This is a genomic window from Corynebacterium sp. ACRPZ (assembly GCF_022346205.1).
In the GTDB taxonomy this organism is placed as follows: domain Bacteria; phylum Actinomycetota; class Actinomycetes; order Mycobacteriales; family Mycobacteriaceae; genus Corynebacterium; species Corynebacterium lehmanniae.
In genome coordinates this window covers 1-23,074 of sequence record NZ_JAKRMR010000010.1, presented here as the reverse complement: position 1 = coordinate 23,074, position 23,074 = coordinate 1, and the positions used below count along the sequence as shown (strand labels likewise).

Annotated in this window: 18 protein-coding genes and 1 pseudogene; 16 read left to right on the top strand and 3 right to left on the bottom strand. The window is 66.4% G+C overall.

Going from position 1 to position 23,074, the window contains the following annotated elements:
- Window positions 1-17 precede the first annotated feature (17 nt).
- Window positions 18-1,973 (bottom strand): M3 family metallopeptidase, encoded by a 1,956-nt coding sequence (locus MHX64_RS07885; protein ID WP_239356390.1) that lies wholly within the window; start codon window positions 1,971-1,973, stop codon window positions 18-20.
- 32 nt (window positions 1,974-2,005) lie between these two features.
- On the opposite strand from MHX64_RS07885, the gene MHX64_RS07880 reads away from it, so the two are divergent.
- Window positions 2,006-2,779, top strand: a complete 774-nt coding sequence (locus MHX64_RS07880; RefSeq protein WP_239356389.1) for a carboxylesterase family protein — start codon at window positions 2,006-2,008, stop codon at window positions 2,777-2,779.
- On the opposite strand, the gene MHX64_RS07875 is transcribed toward MHX64_RS07880, so the two are convergent.
- Window positions 2,776-3,372: a hypothetical protein gene (locus tag MHX64_RS07875; RefSeq protein WP_239356388.1), complete on the bottom strand. Its 597-nt coding sequence runs from the start codon at window positions 3,370-3,372 to the stop codon at window positions 2,776-2,778. The two genes, MHX64_RS07880 and MHX64_RS07875, sit on opposite strands and share 4 nt — an antisense overlap.
- A gap of 72 nt (window positions 3,373-3,444) precedes the next feature.
- On the opposite strand from MHX64_RS07875, the gene MHX64_RS07870 reads away from it, so the two are divergent.
- The 14 genes and pseudogenes from MHX64_RS07870 to MHX64_RS07805 all read left to right on the top strand — a co-directional run.
- Window positions 3,445-5,346: an ABC transporter ATP-binding protein gene (locus tag MHX64_RS07870; protein WP_239356387.1), complete on the top strand. Its 1,902-nt coding sequence runs from the start codon at window positions 3,445-3,447 to the stop codon at window positions 5,344-5,346.
- Window positions 5,347-5,357: 11 nt separating this feature from the next.
- Window positions 5,358-7,874 (top strand): glycosyltransferase 87 family protein, encoded by a 2,517-nt coding sequence (locus MHX64_RS07865; RefSeq protein ID WP_239356386.1) that lies wholly within the window; start codon window positions 5,358-5,360, stop codon window positions 7,872-7,874.
- Window positions 7,807-8,928, top strand: coding sequence for a MalY/PatB family protein (locus MHX64_RS07860; RefSeq protein WP_239356385.1), 1,122 nt, complete (start codon window positions 7,807-7,809; stop codon window positions 8,926-8,928). Before MHX64_RS07865 ends, MHX64_RS07860 begins: the two co-directional genes overlap by 68 nt.
- 87 nt (window positions 8,929-9,015) lie before the next feature.
- Window positions 9,016-10,446 (top strand): branched-chain amino acid transport system II carrier protein, encoded by a 1,431-nt coding sequence (brnQ, locus tag MHX64_RS07855; RefSeq protein WP_239356384.1) that lies wholly within the window; start codon window positions 9,016-9,018, stop codon window positions 10,444-10,446.
- A gap of 13 nt (window positions 10,447-10,459) precedes the next feature.
- Window positions 10,460-11,437, top strand: a complete 978-nt coding sequence (locus MHX64_RS07850; protein ID WP_239356382.1) for an LLM class flavin-dependent oxidoreductase — start codon at window positions 10,460-10,462, stop codon at window positions 11,435-11,437.
- A gap of 98 nt (window positions 11,438-11,535) precedes the next feature.
- A complete protein-coding gene (locus MHX64_RS07845; protein ID WP_239356381.1) occupies window positions 11,536-12,315 on the top strand; it encodes a GntR family transcriptional regulator in 780 nt (259 codons plus the stop codon).
- 11 nt (window positions 12,316-12,326) lie between these two features.
- Window positions 12,327-13,754 (top strand): ABC transporter substrate-binding protein, encoded by a 1,428-nt coding sequence (locus MHX64_RS07840; protein WP_239356380.1) that lies wholly within the window; start codon window positions 12,327-12,329, stop codon window positions 13,752-13,754.
- Window positions 13,751-14,674 (top strand): ABC transporter permease, encoded by a 924-nt coding sequence (locus MHX64_RS07835; protein ID WP_239356379.1) that lies wholly within the window; start codon window positions 13,751-13,753, stop codon window positions 14,672-14,674. Before MHX64_RS07840 ends, MHX64_RS07835 begins: the two co-directional genes overlap by 4 nt.
- Entirely contained in the window at window positions 14,671-15,450 is a 780-nt protein-coding gene (locus tag MHX64_RS07830) for an ABC transporter permease (RefSeq protein WP_239356378.1), read from the top strand. Before MHX64_RS07835 ends, MHX64_RS07830 begins: the two co-directional genes overlap by 4 nt.
- Window positions 15,437-16,768 (top strand): ABC transporter ATP-binding protein, encoded by a 1,332-nt coding sequence (locus tag MHX64_RS07825; RefSeq protein ID WP_239356377.1) that lies wholly within the window; start codon window positions 15,437-15,439, stop codon window positions 16,766-16,768. Before MHX64_RS07830 ends, MHX64_RS07825 begins: the two co-directional genes overlap by 14 nt.
- A 6-nt stretch (window positions 16,769-16,774) precedes the next feature.
- Complete coding sequence (locus MHX64_RS07820; RefSeq protein WP_239356376.1) at window positions 16,775-17,674, top strand: ribokinase; 900 nt, start codon at window positions 16,775-16,777, stop codon at window positions 17,672-17,674.
- Window positions 17,675-17,755: 81 nt separating this feature from the next.
- Complete coding sequence (locus tag MHX64_RS07815; RefSeq protein ID WP_239356490.1) at window positions 17,756-19,321, top strand: BCCT family transporter; 1,566 nt, start codon at window positions 17,756-17,758, stop codon at window positions 19,319-19,321.
- 124 nt (window positions 19,322-19,445) lie between these two features.
- Entirely contained in the window at window positions 19,446-20,693 is a 1,248-nt protein-coding gene (locus tag MHX64_RS07810; protein WP_239356489.1) for an IS256 family transposase, read from the top strand.
- A gap of 53 nt (window positions 20,694-20,746) precedes the next feature.
- Window positions 20,747-21,034: pseudogene (locus tag MHX64_RS07805) on the top strand (BCCT family transporter); the annotation flags it as partial.
- Here MHX64_RS07805 and MHX64_RS07800 read toward each other — a convergent pair.
- Window positions 21,035-22,213, bottom strand: coding sequence for an alpha/beta hydrolase (locus MHX64_RS07800; RefSeq protein WP_239356374.1), 1,179 nt, complete (start codon window positions 22,211-22,213; stop codon window positions 21,035-21,037).
- Window positions 22,214-22,522: 309 nt separating this feature from the next.
- Between MHX64_RS07800 and MHX64_RS07795 the strand changes: the two genes are divergently transcribed.
- On the top strand, window positions 22,523-22,870 hold the full coding sequence (locus tag MHX64_RS07795) for a hypothetical protein (RefSeq protein WP_239356372.1): 348 nt from the start codon (window positions 22,523-22,525) through the stop codon (window positions 22,868-22,870).
- The last annotated feature ends 204 nt before the right edge of the window (window positions 22,871-23,074 follow it).

Genomic DNA, 23,074 nt, shown 5'->3' with positions numbered 1-23,074 from the left:
AGCACGAACCTGTGCAACTACAGGTCGGAGCCAGCGAGCCCGCGGCGCTGAAGCAGCGGGCGGGTGTCCTTGTCGCGGCCGCGGAAGGCGCGGTAGGCCTCGGCGTAGTCGCGCGAGGAGCCCTTGGACAGGATCGCCTCGCGGAACTTCGCGCCGGTCTGCCGGTTGATTCCCTCCTCGGCGACGAGTTCGTAGCCGTCGGCGTCGAGCGCTTCGGCCCACAGGTAGGAGTAGTAGCCCGCGGAGTAGCCGCCGGCGAAGATGTGGTTGAACCAGGTGGAGCGGTAGCGCGGCTCCAGCCCTTCGACGTTCAGGCCGTACTCGCGTAGGACGTTGTCTTCGAAGGCGTTGATGTCCGACGGGACGTCGTCCGCAAGCGAGTGCCACGCAAGGTCGATCGCGCTGGCCGCGAGGTATTCGGCGGTGGTGAAGCCCTGGCCGAATTGGCGCGAGGCCTCCATCGCCTGCAGAAGCGGCGCCGGGATGACCTCGCCGGTGTCCACGTGGCGGGCGTAGTTGCGGGCGATCTCGGGGGCAAACGCGTAGTTCTCGTTGATCTGGGAGGGGAACTCCACCCAGTCGCGCGGGACGTTGGTGCCGGAATGCGACGGGTAGCGCACGTCGGAGAGCAGGCCGTGCAGGGCGTGGCCGAACTCGTGGAACAGGGTGGTCACCTCGTCGATGGTCAGCAGGTTGGAGCTGACCGACATGACGTTGACCACCACCGGCTTCGTGCCGGCAAGGTGAGACTGGTCCACGAACGAGCTCATCCACGCGCCGCCGCGTTTCGACGGGCGCGCGTTGTAGTCCGTCAGCAGCAGCCCGATGCCGGTGCCGTCCTCCTCCTTCACCTCCCAGACGTCGACGTCCTCGCGGTAGCCGGCCAAATCCTCGCGCTTCTCCACCGTGATGCCGTAGAGCAGGTTCGCGGCGTAAAAGACGCCGTCGGTGAGCACCTGCTCGAGCGGGAAGTACTTGCGCAGCTCCGCCTCGTCGATGCCGAGCTCCTCCTCGCGGCGCTTGGCCTGCCAGTACGGCCAGTCCGCCCCGCCGAGCTCCTCGCCGGCCAGTTCCCCGGCGAGCTTGCGCTCGGCCTCGGCGTTCGCGGCGGCCGCCGGCGCCAGGTCGGCGATGAGCTGGCGCGCTGCCGCGGCGGTGCCGGCGGTCTCCTCCGCGATGACGTAGTCGGCGTGGGTGTCAAAGCCGAGCAGCTTCGCGCGTTCCTGGCGCAGCTTCACCGACTCCAGCACGATTGCCGGGTTGGAGTCGCGGCCGCGGGCGCGGGAGGCGTCGAAAAGCTTGTGCCGCGCGGAAGACTCCTCGAGCTCCGACTGCAGCGCCTGGGTGGTGGGCAGCTCGATCGGCACGACGTAGCGGCCGCCGTCCTCGTACGCGGCGAGCTGGTCGTCGGAAAGCCCGGCGAGCTCCTCGCGCGAAAACTCCACCGCGAGCTTTTTCGTGTCCGCGAGCAGGTTGCGGCCGAAGCGCTCAGACAGCTCGCTGAGGCGCTGGTTGATCTCCTGCAGGCGCGACTTGCCAGCGGCGTCAAGGTCCGCGCCGCGGCGGGTGAAGCGGCGCAGCAGCTCGTCGTGCAGCCTGCGCGACTCGGCGTCTTCCGGCACCTCGACGCCTTTAATACGCTGGTAGAGCGAGTCGTTCTGGTAGATCGAGTCCACGTGCGCCGACAACTTCGGCACGATGCGGTCCGCCACCGCGTCGAACTCGTCGGTGGAGTCGGTGCCCTGCAGGTTGAAAAACCACGACATCACCCGGTCCAAGTCTTGGCCGGCCAGCTCGAAGGCTTCGACGGTGTTTTCCCACGTCGGGGTGTCTGCCGTGGTGATGTCGGCGATTTCCGCGGCGTGGCGCTTCAGCGCTTCTTCAAACGCGGGCTCCACGTGCTCCAGCCGGATCGCGGCGAAGTCCGGCAGGTTGTACGGCAGGGTCGAGGGGGTCAGAAGCGGGTTTGTCATGGCGGTCAGTGTATGCGGATACGATCTGCCGCATGGGTGAAACGGAAATCACATGCGCGGCCGGCACCATCGTGGGCACTGCCCGCGGCGGCAAACGCGTCTTCGACGCCATCCCCTACCTCGCCGAAGCGCGCCCCTTCGACGACCCGGCGCCCATGGAGCAGGGATTGCTTATCGACGCCACCGCGCCGAACCCCAACGCACTTGCCATCAGCACCCCGGTTAGCGCGCGGCCCGGCACGGACTGCCCCGTGGTGGTGTGGCTGTCACAACCGGTCGAGCTGGGCGATGGATTCGTCGAGGTGCACGTGCCCCACCGCCGCGGTTTCGAAGGCTTCCTCCCCTTTGCCGCGGACGCCATCGGGCACTTCCGCGGCGTCGCGGACGTCAAGCTCGCCCTGCGCTGGGTCCAGCAAAACATCGAGGCGTTCGGCGGCGACCCCACCAACATCACCGTCGTCGGCGCCGGCGAGGAGGCCGCGGTGGCGCTGTGGCTGTGCCGGCGCGACCACTACGCCGGCGAGTTCCGCCGGGTGTGGGCCGCGGATCCGGTGTTCCCGCGCGCGCCGTACGAGAAACGCAAGTGGATCGTGCGCTACCTGCTGTCCGCGCCGCTGACGCGTGCGAAGCTCAACGAGTTGGCGGAAAACCGGCCGGCGAGGATTGGGCGGAGCTATCGTCGATACGCAAAGTTCTTCGGGCCCATGGGCCCGCAGCCTTACGACGCTACCGAGCTCGCCGACCTCGCAACCGTGCGCGTCGCAGAAGCCCTGGACCCGCACGCGATCGCCCAGTTCGCCCGCTAGTTGTTCAGGTTGCCCTTGAAGGTGACGTTGCCGATGGTGAACTCCGCGTCCCACAGGTTGCCCGTGGACACGTCGAAGGGGTACTTCGCGTTCACGGTCGCGCCCGGGCCCAGCGGGCGGTCCAGGCCCACAATGTCCACCCCAGCATCCTCCGCGATGGGCATGAACTTCGCGTCCTTCATGTCCGGGTTCGAGGTGGAGTTGACGTTGTAGCGCAGCTTCGGCTCGAGGGCGTCTTCCGGCAGCGGCGCGTCCGACTCGTTGGTGATTGCCACCACCACGACCGAGCCGCCGTTCGGCGCGTACGAGGAGCCCTGCCACTTGTACGACAGTTCCATCGCCGGGTCCTTCACGCGTTCGCCGGTGGTTTCGTCGCTGACCAGCGGCTCCGCCTCGTTGACCTCGAAGGGCTTGCGCTGCACACCGATGCGGTCGTCGGCCTGGCCCTGCGGGGCGTCCTCGGCGGCGGTGACCTGGGTGGAGCTGATGGTGTCCTCCCCCATCTCGGCGTCCGCGCAGGCAGAAAGCGCCAAGGCGGCTGCCAGGGCGGTGGCGGCCAGGGCGGCCTTGGGGCGGCGGGTGCAGTGGGACATGTGCGCCTCTTCTTTTGTCGCGGTGGGAAGCTTTGCTGCACCACTTTACAGCCCTAGTAGGGTGTCGAAATTATGCAGTCTTTGATGCGCGTTGTCCGCAGCGCTTCCGCCCTCTGGCCTTTCTATATCGCGGTTGTGGCGGTGTCGACGCTGGTGGCTGGTTTAGGGTTGGTCACCCCGTTTCTGCTGCGGGAGGCGACTGACACGATCGTGGCCAAACTTGGCGACGCCTCCCTGCCCGACCCCACCCAAACCGTCATCTGGCTCGCCGTGGCGCTGTTCGCCGCCGAGGCCATGGCTTCGGTGCTGCGCAACGTCTCCGGCTACTTGGGCGACGTGATGGTCGCGCGGATCCGCCAGATCCTGTCCACGCGGTATTTTGCCAAGCTGCTGGCATTGCCGCAGCGCTACTACGACAACCAGGTCACCGGCACCATCATCGCCCGGCTGGACCGCTCAATCGCCAACGTCACGCAGTTCATCCAGTCGTTCACCAACAACTTCTTGCCCATGCTGATGCAGGTGGTGGCGATTCTGGGCATCACCGCCTTTTACTACTGGCCGCTGACAGTGCTGCTGGCGCTGCTGTTCCCGCTCTACACCTGGCTCACCGCGCTGACGTCGAAGCGCTGGCAGGTCTTTGAGAAGGAGAAAAACGCCAACATCGATGAAGGCAACGGCCGCTTCGCCGAGGTCGTGGGCCAGGTGAAGGTGACCAAGTCCTACGGCGCCGAGGTGCGCGAGCTGGAGAAGTTCGGCCGCCACTACACCAACACTGTGGACATCACCCGCCCCCAGTCGCGCTGGTGGCACTCCATGGACACCCTGCGCGGCGTGGCCATGAACCTGATCTTCTTGGGCATCTACCTGATCCTGTTCACCCGCACCCTGCACGGGCACTTCACGGTCGGCGAGATGGTCATGCTCATCCAGATGGTCACCATGGCCCGCCAGCCGGTGACGATGATGAGCTGGATCGTGGATTCCGCGCAGCGCGCCATCGCCGGCTCGCGCGACTACTTCAATGTGATGGACGAGCCGGTCGAGCCGACGGCGAACCGGCAGCTCGTCGAGGCGACGAAGGCGTCGGGCATGCCGGAGGTCGTCGCAAAGCAGCAGGCTCCTTTGCAGGTGCGCGAGCCGGTGATCGCGTTCGAGGACGTCACCTTCGAGTATTTGGAGGGCGAGCCTGTGCTTCACAGCGTCAACTTCGCCGCCCACGAAGGCGAAACCATCGCCCTTGTCGGCGAATCCGGCGGCGGCAAATCCACGATCGTGAACCTGCTGTTGGGCCTCTACCCCATCACCCGCGGCCGGCTGCGCGTGTGCGGCGAGGAGATCTCGGAGCTGGACGTGGAGAAGTTGCGCGCCACCACCGGTGTGGTGTTCCAGGAGGCGGCGCTGTTTTCCGGGTCGGTGTTTGAGAACATCGCCTACGGCAAGCCCGACGCGACGCTGGAGGAAGTCGTGGAGGTGGCGAAGCGGGCGAACGCGCACGAGTTCATCATGAAGTTCGCCGACGGCTACGACACCGTCATCGGCGAGCGCGGCCTGCGCCTGTCCGGCGGGCAGCGCCAGCGCGTGGCCGTGGCGCGCGCGATGCTCAAGGACGCGCCGATTTTGATCCTGGATGAGGCCACCTCCGCCCTGGACACCAAGGCCGAGCGCGCCGTGCAGGCCGGCCTGGACCAGCTGATGGAGGGACGCACCACCATCATGATCGCGCACCGGTTGTCCACCATCGCGGGCGTGGACACGATCATCACGCTTCGCGACGGCCACGTCGACGAAATCGGCTCGCCTTCCGAGCTGGCCGTCTCCGGCGGCATCTACTCCGAGCTACTGCGCCTGACCGCGTCGTCGTCGGCCGCGGACCGGGAGCGGCTCAAGGCGTTCGGGTTCCACGTCGACGGCGCCGACGACGAGGATGAGGAAAACGACGCGGACAACGCGGGCGGCGCGCTCACCCCCTAGTATGCCCATTTGTGCGAAAAGTAATCCTCTCTGTGCCGATGATGGCGGTGGCGCTCGTACTGTGCCTGCTGAGTTTGCTGATCGGCTGGTACCAGCACAGCTACGTGCCCTTCTACAGCACGGACCGGCGCGAGGTGGAGGACTTTTTGGTCTACTACCGTGGCGCGAAGGCGTTCTGGGCGAGCCCGAACGTCTACGAGTCCCTGATCAACACGGGTACGGCGGGCGATTTGCCGTACTCGTACCCGCCGTCGTCGCTGCTGTTTTTCTCGCCGCTGACGCTGTTCGGGGAGACGGTGGGCCTGGTGGTGTTTTCGCTGGTGTCGCTGGCAGCCCTGTGGTGGGTGATCACGCTTACGCTGCGCAAGTGCCGCATTGAAGACGCCGGCAAGTGGGCGCTGGTGGGCCTGCCGCTGGCGTTTTGGGTCGACCCGGTCCACAACACGTTCCACCACGGCCAGGTCAACATTGTGCTCATGGCCCTGGTGCTCACGGATCTGTGGTGGGATTCGCCGAAGCGCAAGTACCTGCCCACGGGAGTGCTCACCGGTATCGCGGCCGCGGTGAAGATGACGCCGGCGCTGTTCGGGCTGTACTTCATCTTCACGCGCAACTGGAAGGCGCTGGCCGCGGCGTTTCTCACCGGCGTGATGTCGCTGGGTGTTGCGGGTGCGCTAAAACCGGAGGCGCTGGCGTACTACTTCACCACCCAGATCGGGCAGATGTCCGGCGTGCTGGGGCTGAACCGCTCGCACAACCAGTCCGCACGCGGCCTGGTGGCCCGCTACGTGCCGGAAGCGGCGCAGACCTACTTCACCGCGATCATGTTCGCCGGCATCATCGCGCTCGCGCTGCTGGCCTTGCGACGCCTGCTAGCCGCCCGCGCCAACGAGGCAGCGGTGATGTGCGTCGCGCTGCTGTCGCTGCTCGTCGCTCCGATCACCTGGCAGCACCATTACGTGTGGGTGGTGCCGTTGTGCATCATCATGGTCGTCGGCGGCATCCGCAACGCCAACCCGTGGCCGCCGTTTCTGGTGGCGGTGTATTTGACCATTTCGACGATCTTCATCCCGCACAAGCAGATATTGAACCCGATGTCCACCACCCCGGATTCGTACACCGTGCGCGACTTGGCGCAGTCCAGCCTGGTCGTGTGGGCGATTTTGGTGGTGTTTGTGATGTGGGTGCAGGCGCGGGGATTCGTGCTCGTCGATAGGCAAAAGCCCCTGCGGTTCACCCAGTTCGTGGCCTTCCCGCCGCTGGTGGCCTACGCGGTGCTGTGCACGTTTGCAACAGCCTGGTGGCGCAAGATGGAATCGCCGATGCTGTCAGCGTATGAGGGCGTGTTCCACCCGCTGGAGCACCTGCAGATGCTGCGCGGGGCGGGCGACGGTTTCTTCGCCGAACCGGACATCTACTCGGTGGCGTTCAGCTACCCCGACGGGCGGCAGGACTACTTCCTGCACCCGCCGGTGACCATGCTGTTTGGCAGGTTGCTCGGCGCGGGCGAGATGGGCACGTGGGAGGCGCTGCACACCATCGCGGGCACGCTGGCGGTGTGGTGGATTATCTACCTGCTGTTCAGGCGTTTCCGGTGGCCGTCGCCGGTCGCCTGCGCGACGGTGCTGCTGCCGGCGGTGCTGTGGCGGGACCCGGTGCGGTTCAACTTCTACTACGGCGAGCTGGCCATTTTCGCCGTAGCGTTCGTGGCCACGGACCTGTGGTGGACCCGCCCCGCGCAATTCCAGCGCTGGGTGCCCAAGGGAATGCTCACCGGCATCGCCGCGGCGTTCACCCTACGGCCTGCGGTGTTCGCGCTGTATTTCCTGTTCCGCAAGGACTACCGGGCGCTCGGCTGGATGGGCGGCGCGTTCGCGTCCTTTACCGCGCTCGGCGCGGTGGCGCGCCCGGGCATGACGGCCGCGTATTTCACCGACTACCTGTGGCACATCGGCGAGCGCTACGACCTCTCCCAGGCCCAGAACCTCACCCTGTTCGGCGCCGCACAGCGGTTTACCGGCGCAGACGGCGCGAGCGCACTGTGGGTGCTCGCGGTGCTCGTCGTCGGCGGCGCGCTGATCTACGCCGCCCGCGTTTTTATTCAGCGCGGCGAGGCCCCGATGGGCGCGGTCAGCCTGGCGCTCGCGGCACTGACAGTCTCCTCCTGGGCACCGCCGTACGCGTGGGCGTGGATGCTGCCGGGCGTGTTCATCATCGGCGAGTTCGCGTGGCGCCGCCGCGACGTTGCCGCGCTGCTGACCATGCTCACCTACCTGGGCCTTTCCACCGTGTTCGTGCCGCACTCGCAGTTTAAAAACATGGACACCATCGCCGGACGCGACCGGGTGCTCGGCGACTGGGTCATGTCGTCCGTGGTGTGGTGGACGCTGCTCGCCGCCGCGGTGTTCGCCGCGTGGGCGCTGACCCAACGCAGAGAAGATGATGGCTACCGTAGGCCCCATGCAATTCCCCGACCTAAGCACCCTGCAAGCCCGCGGCACGAGGAAGTGGACGCAGTTCAACCCTGACGTGCTGCCGCTGTTTATCGCGGAGAGCGATTTTCCCACCGCGCCCGCTGTGAAGCAGGCGATCGTGGACGCCGCCGAGCGCGAGATGTTCGGCTACACCCCCGCCCCGCACGCGCACCGCCTCGGCGAGGCCGTCTCCGACTTCTACGCGGAGCGCTACGGCTGGCGCCCGGACGCGGAGCGGATCTTCCCGGTCGCGGACGTGGTGCGCGGCGTGATGCTGGCCATCCAGTACTTCACCGAGGGCGATGTGGTGGTCCCGGTCCCCGCCTACTTCCCCTTCTTGGATGTTGCGGAGGTCGCTGGCCGCAAGCGTGTCGACGTCAGCTCCGCCGGGGGCCTCGACCTGGCAGAAGTGGAAACCGCGTTCCAAAACGGCGCGGGCAGCATCATCGTGACTAACCCGTTCAACCCGGGCGGCTACGTGTTCACCGAATCGCAGCTCGACGAGGTCTGCGCGCTGGCGCGCAAGTACAACGCCCGGGTGATCGTGGACGAGATCCACGCCCCGCTGGTCTACGACGGCACCCACGTCTGCGCCGCGGCGAACAACCCGGACGTGTGCATCACGGTCACCGCGACGTCCAAGGCGTGGAACGTCGCGGGGCTGAAGTGCGCGCAGATGATCTTCTCCAACGACGAGGACGTTAAGACTTGGAACGCGATGTCGGGCGTGGCCAAGGACGGCGTGGGCACCCTGGGCATCGTTGCGGCGGAGGCCTGCTACGACCACGGCCGCGAGTTCTTGGACGAGGAGATCGCGCAGCTCAAGGCCAACCGCGACTGGCTGGTGGAAAACCTGCCCAAGGCGGTGCCGGGCATCGAGATTGAGGTGCCGGCGGCGACCTACCTGATGTTTTTGAACTTCAAGAACACCAAGCTTGTCGACGAAAAACCCGCCGCGTGGCTGCGCCGCCACGCGAAGGTGGCCATGAACGAGGGCGTGGACTTCGGACCCGGCGGCGAGCACCGCGCAAGGCTGAACTTCGCCACCTCGCCGGAGATCCTGGAGGAAGCGGTGCGGCGGATGGGCGGAGCCGTCGCAAAGCTTTAGCATCCCACTTCATGGAACCCTGTTCCCATCTAGCGGTCGGTTGGTCTAGACTCTAGGGAACTTCAACCCAACTAGAGAGGAACGACCATGGGTTCCACAGTGGCATCACAGCCCGAAGGCGGCTCGAAGCGCTCCACCAGCGCGATCGTCGTCACCGGGCTGGCGCTGTTTTCGATGTTCTTCGGCGCGGGCAACCTCATCTTCCCGCCCATGCTGGCCGTGGAGGCGGGCGACAACTTCTGGCCGGCGCTGTTCGGCTTCCTCACCACCGCCTCCCTGCTGCCGGTGCTGGCCGTGATCGCCATCGCGCTGTCAGGCTCGAACCTGCGCGACCTAGCGCAGCGCGCCGGCTCGATTTTCGGCGTGGTCTTCCCGGTGCTGGCGTACCTGTCCATCGGCGCGTTTTACGCGCTGCCGCGCACCGGAGCCGTCTCTTTTGAAACGGCGATCACCCCGCTGTTCGGCTTCGAGTCCTTCGCCTCCTCCGGCGTGTTCAACGTGCTGTTCTTCGGCATCGCGCTGGCGCTGTCCTGGAACCCCACCACCATCATGGAGAAGCTGGGCAAGTTCCTCACCCCGGCGCTTCTGGTGCTGCTGGTCGTGATGATTTCCGTGGCCGCGTTCCGCTGGAGCGCCGAACCGGCCGCGCCGAACGAGCCGTACGACGACGGCCCGCTGACCGCCGGCTTGCTCGAGGGGTACCTCACCATGGATTCCATCGCCGCGCTGGCGTTTTCCATCGTGGTCATCTCCACCCTGCGCCACCGCGGCTTCAACGAGGGCAAGGAGCTGGTCGGCGGCACCATCGCCGCGGGTGTCGGCGCAGGCATCATGCTGGGCCTAGTCTACATCGGCTTGGGCCTGATCGGCCGTGTCATGCCGAACGCCGGCGACTTCGACAACGGCGCCGGCCTTTTGGCCGAGGCCGCCAACCTGACCATGGGCGGTGCCGGCCAGGCCGTGTTCTCCGCCATCGTGCTGCTGGCCTGCCTGACCACCGCGGTGGGCCTGATCACCGCGACCGGCGAGTACTTCTCCGAGCAGTTCCCCGGCTCCTACCACGTCTGGGCCGTCATCTTCGCGGTTGCGTCCATGGTGATCGCCACCCAGGGCCTGGAGTTCGTCATGGCTATCGCCGCGCCGGTGATCGGCTTCCTCTACCCGCCGGCGATCACCTTGATCGCGCTGACGCTCATCGAGCCGGCCTTCCGCGCCCGCACCCGTTTCAGCTGGGCGTTCTTCCTGCCGCTGTGGACGGCCGTGGTGTGGTCCTCGATCGAGACGTTGATCTCGCTGGAGTGGGGCGCTGATGCCCTGACCCCGATCGTGCAGTGGGCGCCGATGTTCGACGCCGGGCTCGGCTGGGTCGTGCCGGTGGTCATCGCCTTCGTCATCGGCCTGGTCGTGGACTTTGTCCGCCCCAAGCCCGCCATGATCCCGGGCACCATGGAATCCGTCGAGGGCGAGGACCTCTCGGCGGAGGGCGACGCTGTCCCCGTTCTGCAAGCCAAGGACTAGTACGGTGGGGCGCATGAACGCCCCACTTTCTCTCATCGATTTCTGCACCCGCTACCCCGGCGAATCCGTCGGCGAGGCGACGCAGCGCTCCGTGGCCTTCGCCCAGCAGGCGGAGGCCTTAGGTTATTCGCGCATCTGGTACGCGGAGCACCACAACATGTCCAGCATCGTCTCCTCCTCGCCGGCGGTGCTGATCAGCCACATCGGTGCGAAGACCAGCCGCATCCGCCTCGGCGGCGTGATGCTGCCGAACCACTCCCCGTACGTCATCGCCGAGCAGTTCGGCATGCTGGAGGAGCTCTACCCCGGCCGCATCGACCTGGGCCTGGGCCGCGCGCCCGGCACCGACCAGCAGACCCTGGGCCGGGCGCTGCGCCGCGACCCGCGCGCCGCCGAGAACTTCCCGCAGGACGTCCAGGAGCTGCAGGCGTGGCTGTCCAACACCTCGCCGCTGCCGGGCGTGACTGCCATGCCGGGCTTTAACACCAACGTGCCGCTGATCATCCTGGGCTCGTCCATGTTCGGCGCCTCTTTGGCGGCGCAGCTGGGCCTGCCGTACGCGTTCGCCTCCCACTTCGCCCCGCAGCACCTGGAGCAGGCCACCGCCTACTACCGCGAGAACTACCAGCCGTCCGAGCGCCACCCGGAGCCGTACTGCATCGCCGCGGTCAACGTCACCGCCGCCGAGAGCGAGGAGGACGCGAAGCGCCAGACGAAGGTGGTGCACCGCAACCGCGTGCGCGCGTTTATGGGCCGCCAGGGCAAGCAGCTTTCCGACGACCAGCTGGACACCGTGGTCAACTCCTACCAGGGCCGCCAGATCATCGACATGCTGCGCTACACCGCCGAGGGCACCGGCGAGCAGGTCGCCGAGTACTTGGAGGCGTTCCGCAAGACTGCCCAGGCCGACGAGCTGATGATTTCCCTGCAGGCCGGCAGCCACGACGAGGTGAGCCGGTCCATGGAAATCCTCGCCGAAGCCTGGGGTTAATCGGGACAGGCCTCCAACTAATAGGAGTTATTCGTCGGCTGGTTTAGTATCGGGTGTCGTTACATACCCGGTTGTCGAAAAAGGACGTGATCCTGCACATGGCGCAACTGCCTACCGGCCCACTCCGCCGCCCGCAGCAGCACGAGGAGATCGCGGACTACCTGCGTGATGAGATCTTCGCGGGCCACATTCCGGCCGGCGAGTCGCTGCCCAGCGAGGTGGAGCTGTGCGAACAGTTCAACACCTCCCGCGGGCCGGTGCGTCAGGCTGTGGCCACGTTGCGCGCCGAGGGGTTGTTGTCCTCCGGCCGCGGCCGCCGCTCGCTGGTGCTGTCCAACACGCGCACCGAGACGTTCGAGGAGATTTTGTCCAACACCTCCTGGATATTCCGGATGGGCAAAGACCCCAGCGAGGACGTGGAACAGTTCGGCCTGGACACCGCCAGCGAGGAGCTGGCGGAGTGCATGCGCATCACCCCCGGCGACGAGGTCTTCGTTGTCCGCCGCGTGCGCAGCGCCGACGGCGAGCCCATGGTGATTGAGCAGATGGCGTTTCTGCCGGTGCTCTCGGAGGTCATCGAATCCGTGGACACCTCCGAGCAGTCCATCCACCGCGAGCTCATCCGCGCCGGCGCGGACTTCAACAACATCTCCCGCGCCTTCACTATCGAGCAGGCGGATGCCGACGTCGCGGGCAAGCTGGGCATCGCCGAAGGCGCCCCGGTGCTGCGCGTGAAGATCAAGGCGCTGACGCACAACGGCGACGTGCTCGAGGCCGCGGTGCACACCTTCCGCGTGGACAAGCTGTCCTTCGGTCTGAACAACGTGCGCGGGCACTCATCCCCGCTGTGGTTCCAGGCGGAATCAGAGATCCGCTAACCTCTTCATACATGCATGCAAGGAGTCTGGTGGCCGCCGTCGCCTTGGCCCTCCCCCTGGCCGCCTGCGGTGATGCCGCGCCGCGCGACAACGTGGTCGTGGCCGCCTCCGGCGCACCGGCCGGGCTGGATTTCACCACCACCGGCGGCGCGGCCGCGCCCCAGGCGCTCGTGGGCAATGTCTACGAAACGCTCGTGCGTATCGACGCCTCCGGTGCCCCCGTGCCCCACCTCGCCGAACGTGTGGAGCGCGATGGCGGCACGTTCACCTTCCACCTGCGCGACGGCGTCACCTTCGCCAACGGCAAACCGTTTACTGCGGACGATGCCGCGTTTTCCATCCACTACGTGCAAAATGAGTGGACCAACGGGCTGAAAGCCCAGATGGATCCGGTCACAGACGTCGAGGTGGTGGACGAGCGGACGCTGCGCGTGACCGTCGAGGGCGGGACCGCTGCTGAGGACGCGTGGCTGTGGTCCATGGGCACCTTGACGGGGGCGATGATGACACCGGCAGGCGTCGACAAGCTTGCGACCGCTCCCCTGGGCACCGGGCCGTACACCGTGGCCCGCTTCGATGTGGGCGAGGCCATCGAGTTCGACGCGCGGGAGGACTATTGGGGCGGCGACGTCGCGCGCGACGGGATGATCCGCTACTTCGACGACCCGGTCTCCGCCGTCAACGCGTTGCGCGTGGGCGACGCGGACGTGGTGTGGGGCATGCAGGCGCCGCAGCTGATAGACACGCTGCCCGAGGACATCCGCGTCGAGGTGGGCACCACCAACGGCGAGGTGCTGCTTTCCATGAACAACACCCGCGCGCCTTTCGACGACCCTGACGTGCGCCGCGCCGTGGCGTACGCGGTGGACCGGGCGGCGGTCAACGAGGTGGTCTACAACGGCCTGGCCACCGACACCGGCGGCGCCCCCGTGCCCCCGACGGACCCCTGGTACCCGGGCCGCGACTTCTACCCCTTCGATCCGGACAAGGCGCGCGAGCTGCTCGCGGGGCGCACCCCGGAGATCACCATCACCGTGCCAAACCGGCCGTACGCACAAGAAGCGAGCGAGCTGATCTACTCGCAGCTTCGCGCCGTTGGCTTCCGCGTGCGCCTCGAAACCGTCGAATTCCCCGCGGTCTGGCTCAACCAGGTGCTCAAGGGCCACGACTACCAGGCATCGATCGTCTCCCACGTGGAGCCGCGCGACGTGCCCATGCTCTTTGGCAACCCGGACTACTACCTGGGCTACGACAACGCGGTGGTGCGCGAGCGCATCGCCGCCGGCGACATGGCCGGCGCTGTGGAGCAGATCATGGACGACGCCGCGGCGCTGACCCTGGCCAACGCGCCGAACATCGTGCTCTACGCCCCCGGCGTTTCCGGCCTGGACCCGAACGTGGTCACCGACTCGCTGCCGCTGAACGAGGTGGAGAAATGATCCGCACGCTGGCAAAACACATCCTCCGCTTCGTGCTGCTGCTCGCCGCGGCCAGCGTGGTCATCTTCACCCTGCTGCGCGCCGTGCCCGGCGACCCGGCGCGCGTGGCGCTGGGGGTCTCCGCCACCGAGGAGGCCGTCGCGGAACTGTCGGCGCGCCTCGGGCTGGATCAGCCGCTGCCGGTGCAGTACTTCGACTGGGTTTCGGGGCTGCTCACCGGCGACTTCGGCATCTCCATGTCCTCCGGCAAAGACATCACCGACACGGTGATCGAGCGCGCCGGGGTGTCGCTGACGCTGACCCTTGTGGCGATGACGGTCTCGCTCGCCGTCGCGGTGCCGGTGGGCGTGTACCTGGCGCGGCGCACCCACTCCCCCGACGGCGCGGTCGTCGGGGCGCTGTCGCAGGTGGGCATCATCGTGCCGTCGTTTCTGGTCGGCATCGCGCTCGTGGCGCTGTTTTCGGTGCGCCTGGGCTGGCTGCCGGCCAACGGCTGGGGCACGCCGGCGCACGCGGTGCTGCCGGTGGCTTCGCTCGCGCTCGTGCAGGCCTCGATCCTCACGCGCTATGTCGCCGCCGCGGTGCGCGAGGAGATGGGCAAGGATTATGTGAGGACGGGCAGGGCCCTTGGTGCGTCGATAGGCAATGTGCTGTTCACCTCGGCGCTTCGAAACGCCGCGCTGCCGGTGATCACGGTCGTCGGCGTGCAGCTCGCGTCGCTGGTGGTGGGCGCCGTGGTGATCGAGCGGGTGTTCACCATCCCCGGTTTGGGCACCATGCTTCTCGACGCAGTAGGCAACCGCGACCTGGCCACCGTCCAAACCGTGATGATGGTAGTCGTGGCGTTCACCCTGGTGGTGAACCTGATCGTGGACCTGACCTACACGGTGGTGGACCCGCGGATTCGGAGGCAGGCATGAGCTGGCAGCGCAAAGTTGGCGCGGCGATCGTCGCGCTGGTGGCCTTCGCGGCGCTGCTGTCGCTCGTGTGGACGCCCTACGACCCGCTACAGACGGAGGTCGCCGCGCGCTTGCAAGGTAGTTCCGCGACGCACTGGATGGGCACCGACCAGTTCGGCCGCGACATTCTCTCGCGCGTCATGGACGGCGCGCGGCTAACGCTGACCGTGGCCGTGGGTGCGGTCGCGCTGTCGGGCCTGGTCGGGGTGCCGCTAGGGATCTGGGCCGGGATGCGGCGCGGCGCGTCGAGGTTTGTCATGGCCGGTGCCGACCTGCTGCTGGCCTTCCCCGCGCTGCTGCTGGCCATCGTGTTCACCGCGGTGTTCGGCGCCTCCATCTGGATTGTCGTGCTGGCCATCGGCATCGCCGGCATCCCCGCCTTCGTGCGCGTGGCGCGCGCAGGCACCCTGCAGGTGATGCAGCGCGACTACATCCTGGCCGCGCGCATCGCCAAGGTCTCCGGCCCTGCGATTGCGTGGCGGCACGTGCTGCCCAACATCTGGCCGCTCGTGCTCACCCAGGTCTCCGTCGCGGTCGCGCTGGCCATCCTGGCGGAAGCCGGCCTGTCGTTTCTGGGGCTCGGCGCGCCCGCGCCTTACGCCTCCTGGGGCCGCATGCTGCAGGCCTCCCAGCCGTACCTGGCCACCTCCCCGCATCTGGCGCTGTGGCCGGGTGCCGCGATCGCGCTGACCGTGCTGGGCTTCAACCTTCTGGGACACGCTGATGATCGTCGTTAAGCACCTGCACATCGAGGGCATCCTCCACGACATCTCCCTCACCGTCGGCGCCGGCGAGCGCGTGGGCATCATCGGCGAATCCGGCTCCGGCAAATCCGTCACCGCGCTTTCCATCATGGGGCTTTCCGACCTGCCCGCGGAAGGATCCATCACCGTCGACGGCACCGAAATGGTGGGCACGCCCGACCGCGTGCGCCGGCGCGTGCGCGGCACCAAGGTCGCGATGGTGTTCCAGGAGCCGATGACCGCCCTCGACCCGCTGAAAAAGATCGGCAAACTCGTCCCGCGCGACCTGCTCCGTGACGTCGGCGTCGACCGCCCCGACGCCTACCCCCACGAACTTTCCGGCGGCCAGCGCCAGCGCGTGCTCATCGCGCTCGCCCTGTCGCAAAACCCGGACGTGCTCATTTGCGACGAACCCACCACCGCCCTCGATGCGATCGTCCAAGCCGAAATTCTCGACCTGCTCGACCGCCTCGTGCGCGAGCGCGGCATGGGATTGCTGTTTATCTCCCACGACCTTTCCGTGGTGCGCCGCATGACCGAACGCGTGCTCGTGTTCAAGGACGGCCGCATCGTCGACGCCGACTCCGACTACGCCCGCGCACTCGCCGCGGCCGCCGAGCCCGGCGCGCCCGCTGGACCGGTCCCCCTCGGCGAGCCGGTAGTAACTCTGGACGGGGTGTCGCTGAAGCGCGGCGCGACCATGGCCGTCGACGATGTCACCCTCACCGTGCGTGAAGGCGAACGCCTGGCCATCGTCGGCGGGTCCGGCTCCGGCAAGACGTCGCTGTTGCACCTCATCGCAGGACTGCGCCAGCCCACCGCCGGCACCGTGAACGTGCGTGGCGACGTGCAGATGGTCTTTCAAGACCCGTACTCGTCGTTGGACCCGCGGATGGATGTGGGGTCGTCGATACGCGAGGCGGGCGTGGATCAGGCCCGCGCGGACGAAATGCTCGAGCGCGTCGGACTCGCCGGCACCGGCAGCCGCAAACCCGCGCAGTTTTCCGGCGGGCAGCGCCAGCGCATCTCCATCGCGCGCGCCGCAGCACCCCGCCCGGACATTTTGCTTGCCGACGAGCCCGTCTCCGCCCTCGACGCCACCATCCAAGACCAGGTGCTCGACCTGCTGCGGGAGAGCGTCGGCAAGCACACGCTCGTCTTTGTCACCCACGACCTGAAGGTCGCCCGCGAACTGTGCCCCACCGTCGCCGTGATGCAGGCTGGGCGCATCGTCGAACACGGTAAGACCGCCGACATCTGGGAAAATCCCCAGCACCCATACACCCAGGAGCTGCTCGCCGCCGTAATATAGGCGACCATGAGCGCGAAGATCTGCGTGGTCGGCTCCATCAACGCCGACCTGACCGTCAACGTTGAACGCCACCCCATCCCGGGCGAGACCCTCATGGGTGCCGGTGGCGACATCACCGCCGGTGGCAAGGGCGCGAACCAGGCCTGCGCCGCCGCCCGACTCGGCGCGCCGGTGGCACTGGTCGGCGCAGTGGGCACCGACGCCAACGCCAAACCCGCCACCGCGCTGCTGCACGAAGCCGGCGTCGACCTCACCCACGTCGAGGAGGCCGCCGAGGTCACCGGCCTTGCCGTGATCACCGTGGCCGCCAACGGCGAGAACACCGTGCTGGTGGTGCCGGGGGCGAACGCGCGGGTGGACGCGGAGTTCGTGGACCGGCACGCGGACGCAGTGGAAACCGCCGAGCTGGTGCTGTTGCAGGGCGAGATCCCCGCCGACGGGTTCGCGCGCGCCGTGGAGCTGGCGCACGGGCGCGTGGTGGTCAACCTCGCCCCCGTGGTGGACGTGCCGCGCAAGGCGCTGGTGAACGCCAACCCGCTGATGGCCAACGAGCACGAAGCCGGCCTGATCCTCAAGCAGCTCGGCCTGGATGGCGCGGGCACGCCGGAGGACCTGGCGCGCCGCCTGCTGGGCGCGGGGTTCGCCTCCGTGGTGCTCACGCTCGGCTCCGCCGGCGCCGTCGTGGCCGAAAACGGCGAGCTCACCCACATGGACTCCCCGAAGGTGGAGGCGGTGGACACCGTCGGCGCGGGCGACGCGTTCGCCGGCGCGTTCTGCCACCGCATCATCGAAGGCGACAGCATGGCCGACGCCGCCCGCTTCGCCTGCCGCGTCGGTGCCTTCTCAGTCACCCGGCCCGGCGCGCAGCCGTCGTACCCGTCCGCGGCAGATACGCTGCCCAGCTAACCGCCACTCACGAAAAGGAGTTTCCAGATGGCCGCCGAAACGCCGCGCGGCCAGAGGCCGTCGACAGGCAGCGCCCGCCCCATGCGCATCCATCGCGCGCAGGGCATCTACCCCGACAACATGCACCCCGGGCTCGTCCCCGGCATCAGCGTCGAAGAGTCCCGACACAATTTCGGATTGGACAAGGTCGTCTTCGGCATCACGGCCGCGGCGATCCTCGCGTTCGTGATCTGGGGCGTGACCGCCCCGCAGCAAGTCTCCGCCGTCTCCTTGAGCGCGCTGTCCTGGGGTCTGCGCAACTTTGGCTGGCTGTTCAACATCATCCTTGTCTCCTGCGTGGTCATCATGGCCGTGCTGGCATTCTCCCGCTTCGGCAACATCAGGCTGGGCAAAGACAACGAAGAGCCGGAGTACTCCTTCTTCTCGTGGGTCGCAATGATGTTTTCTGCCGGCATCGGCGTGGGGATCTTCTTCTTCGGCCCCTCCGAACCGTTGGCCATGTACCTCGATCCACCGCCGCTGACCGTCGAAGGCGGCACTGACGAAGCATTGCACCAGGCGATCGCCCAGGCCGACTTCCATTGGGGGATCTCCCCGTGGGCGGTGTATTCCCTCGTCGGTGCCGCCATGGGTTACTCCTGCTACCGGCGCGACCGTCCCACGCTCATGTCATCCTTGTTCGCGCCGATGGTCAAGCGCTCTGGCCCGTTAGGCACTGTCATCGACATCCTCGCGATTGTCGCCACCCTATTCGGCACCGCTGCCTCCCTGGACATTTCCACCCTGCAGATCGGCGAGGGAATCGCCATCATGCGCAGCGGCGAGTCGGCGCCGTTGGGCGTGCTGCTCACCGTGATGGGTGTCCTCACCCTGGGGTTCGTCATCTCCGCCGTCTCCGGGGTTGGCAAAGGCGTCCGAATCCTGTCCAACATCAACATCTCGCTGACCTCCGCGTCGATCCTGTTCATTTTTGCCACCGGGCCGACACTGTTCCTGATGAATCTGTTGCCGTCCGGCACGCTCACCTACGCCGACCGCTTCTTGGACATGGCGTCGCGCTCGCTGTCCTGGGGCGAAGACACCCTGAAGTTCCAATCCGCCTGGACCGCCTTCTACTGGGCCTGGTGGATCGCCTGGGCGCCGTTCGTGGGCATGTTTGTCGCGCGCATCTCCCGCTGTCGCACCCTGCGCCAGTTCGCTGTCGCAACCACGCTCGTGCCCACCGCGGTGCTCATCTGCGCGTTTAATATTTTTGGCGGCACCGCGATCACCTTCTCCCGCGAAGGCCGGGAAGGCTTCGACGGCAGCGCCACCCCGCAACAGGTTCTCTTTAACATGTTCGGCGAAATGCCGCTCTCCGACGTCACCCCATATGTCCTCATCGGTATCTTGTCGGTGTTCTTCATTACCTCCGCCGACTCCGCATCTGTGATCATGGGCTCCATGTCGTCCAAGGGCGACCCTGAGCCCAACAAGCTCGTGGTGGTGTTCTGGGGCCTCGCCATGATGGGCATCGCCGTGGTCATGCTGCTCACCGGCGGCGAGGATGCCCTGTCCGGCTTGCAATCGCTCACCATTCTGTCCGCGCTGCCGTTCTCGGTGGTGATCCTGTTGGGAGTGTCAGGAAGTTTGTGTGTGAGGCTCTGATCTAGAAGGAGTTTCATCGATAATGACTACGGTGTCACCGAAGAAAGGCCACGACCCGGCGAGGGTCAACGAGATCAGCGAGAAGCTGATGGAAAATCCTGAGCTGGCTAGCCTGATAAGCTAGCTGTCGACGTCCGCTGATGATGCAAGCGACCTGGTCAAAGGCCTGCTGCAGGCATCGATCAACGCTGGTCTGCAAGCGGAAATGGATGCGCACTTGGGATACGGCCATTCCGACCGCAAGGCGAAGGCCCGGGTGGAAACCGCACAGGAGAGCAATCACCGCAACGGGTCGTACACCAAGACCGTTAATTCTGGCTACGGCGCGTTGGAAGTGACCATGCCGAGGGATCGTGCCGGCACGTTTGCTCCAACGATGGTGCCCAAAGGCGCACGCCGGCTCACAGAACTCGACGACATGATCGTCTCGCTATACGCCGGCGGGATGACAGTGCGCGATATCCAGCATCACCTCGCGACCACGCTCGGGGTGGATATGAGCCCGGATACGATCAGCACCATTACCGATGCGGTGTTAGACGAGGTCATGATCTGGCAAAACCGCCAGCTCGACGAGTTTTACCCGGTGATCTTCCTCGACGCGCTACGCGTCAAGATCCGTGACGGCCACCGCGTGGTCAACAAAGCCTGCTACATGGCGGTTGGTGTCGACATGGACGGCATCAAGCACATCCTGGGATTGTGGATCGCCGACAACGAAGGCGCTGCATTCTGGGCATCGGTGTGCGCGGATCTGGCCAACCGCGGTGTCCAGGACGTGTTCATCGTGTGCTGCGACGGGCTGAAAGGTCTACCGGAAGCCGTGGAGACAACCTGGCCAAATTCTATGGTGCAGACCTGCATTGTGGACCTGATTCGGGCTGCGAACCGGTGGGTGTCCTACCAGGACCGCAAATCTGTCTCCCGGGCGCTACGTGAGGTCTACACGGCCGCAAACGAAGACACCGCCCGTGCCGGCTTAGACGCCTTCGAGGCCTCAGAATTGGGCCAGAAATACCCGCAGTCGGTCAAAGTCTGGCGCGACCCCTGGGAGCGGTTCATACCGTTTCTGCAGTTCCTGCCGGCCGCACGCCGGGTGCTCTACACCACCAACTCGATCGAATCGCTCAACTCTGAACTGCGCAAAGCCACCCGCAACCGCGGCCAGTTCCCGAACGACACCGCGGCGCTGAAAACGCTGTGGTTGATGATTTGCAACATCGAAGACAAACGCGCTGCCCAGCGAGCGAAGAAAGCGAAACGTGACATCGAACGCAACGGCTATATTGAAGGAGCGAAAGCCACCGGATGGAAACAAGCCATCAACCAACTAGCCGTGGCGTACCCCGGCCGATTCGCGGACTACTTGTAACCCAAGCCCCCGCACACAAATAATCGGACACTCTCATCCTGTTGCTGGTGTATTCCTTCATCAAAGACCTGTCCACCGACCCGATGGCCATCCGCACTTCGTACGCGCGAAACGCCGTGAAATCTGCTGTCATGCGCGGCATAGAGGAGTACGGCGACGACTTCGAAATTGCCATCGAACCCTCCGCCGAAGGCAGGGGCGCCGGCGCCACCTTCGACTCCACTTCCGACGAGTACACCGGCTGGTATCGCCGCACCGACGAGCAGGGCGAACCCGTTGGCTACGACTATGCCACCGGCGAGTGGTCCGACGGCTACAGCTCCCCAGAAGAGGACCGCTAATTACATCCCCGCCATGTCCAGCAAGCGGCCCAGCACCGCCCCACCGTGGCGGCGCAGCCCGTCGTGCTGGAACCTGTCGGTCTCAAACACCTGCGCGCCGATGTGCGCCGCGGTCTCCAACGAAAGCTCGCGCGGAACGAAGATGTCGTCGGTGTAGACCGCCGCGTACGCGTCGTGACCGCCGGCCAAGCCCACGTAGAGGTTTGACCAGTCGTCCTTCTGCGCCAGCGCATCGGCGGCGGCCGAAAATGGGCGCAGCGCCGGGTCTTCGGCGAATTGGAACGGGAAGATGTGCTCGCCGGTGAGGTAAAACTCCGCATCATCGGGGCTCGCGTCGGGTGCAAAGCCGTCCAGCTCGGCGGACACCCGCTCGGCCGCCCACGCCGTCGCCCCCGGCACGGTGCCACCGTAGATGGACTCGTGCACCGCGGCGTACAGCGGCCCTTTGGCAAAGCTCACGCGATCCCCCACCGCCGCCAGGAAGTCTGTGCGGAGCCTGCCGTTAGCGTGGAACGGCGCCTCAAACAGACGCGCGAGCGACTCGAAGCCGCCCTCGCGGCCCAGCTCGATGCCCACGGTGCGCAGCCGCCGCGCGCTGAGCCGCTCGCCGGTGGGCAGCAGTTCCTCCTGCGCCTCGAGGTGGCGGCACACTTCGCGCACCATCCGCTCGGCCGCGGGATACTGTTCGTTGAACTGCAGGTGGCGGTGCTTCAGCTTCGCAAACGTCGCCCAGTACACCTCGTCTATGCCTTTGCTTATCGACGCCAACCCTCCGGTAAACAACGCCCTGCCCACCCTCTCCGGGCGCGCGGCCAGGTAGTGCAGCAGGCAGAACCCGCCGAACGACTGTCCCAGCACATCCCAGCGGTCGAGCCCCAGCTCCTCGCGCACCGCCTCGGCGTCAGCGACGATTTCGTCGGCGCGTAGGTTGGCGAGCACTTTAGCGTCGATAAGCTCGGGTGTCGCGGCGTCGACCCTTGTGGACCTACCGGTGCCGCGCTGGTCCAACAGCACAACCTGGTAGCCGCGGGCAAGCGCCACGTTCACCCACTCGAAGCGCTCGCGGGGCGCCGGAAAGCCCGGCCCGCCTTGGAGGTACAGCAGCGCCCGGGCGTCCGGATCGCCGACGACGCGTGCGAAGACGGTGAAGCCGCCGCGGGTGATCTCGATCTCTCGCATGTGGAGATTGTAGGAACTGCAGGAGTTTTCGCTGCGTCGTATACGTATGCGCGACGGAATGGAAATCGAATTTTCGCCGGTAATAGTGAACGCGTCGCAGCTCGAGCGCGGACAGATCTATCTGCGGATCAGCGACGCACGGTTCGTTCATGAGTCATATGGGCGGGATCGTTGGACCGTGAATCTTGCGGCGAGGCACCACCCGCGCAGCGAACGCTACGAAGTCCCGGCGGCCGTGCGGGCCGTGGTCCACGCTGTCAGCGCACCGCGCAGGCAGCAGTTGCGCGCACCCGCGCTGAACTCAATGCTTTGTTCGTTGAACTTCCCGATGCTGCGAGCACAGCAGGGTCTTCGGCGCAGCCCGAGGAAACTGTACTCGACACCTTGCTGGAGAAAAAGAAGCGTTTGAATCAAACGCTGTGGCTGGTGTACACGGTCGCTCTCGGTGTGATGCTCGTCGGTTTGTTCGCCTTCCAGATGCCGCAGGTCCTTGTGGCGATCCCGGTTGCCGCCGCGTTGACGGTAGTCGCCTACCGTGTTGCGGGCATCGACATGGCGCAGGAGGAGGTCCTTGATCAGATTGAGCAGGGGCGGCGCAAGGAGCGGGCGGTTCAGCTTCACATGGAGAATGAGCGTCGCAAGGAACTGGGTGGGTAGTCCGCCCGCACCACGGAGCAGTTTGCAAACTCCCCTGAGCAATCCCACCCGCGCATTCGGGCCCAGCGCCGCGCACCCTATACAGTGTTCAGCCATGGACGCACCTCGGCGCGCAACCGCGGCAGCTGCAGCCACGCTCGCTGCGGCGACGCTCGCCGGCTGCTCGGCCGGTCACACCGCCACCAACGCCGCGAAACTCAGCGC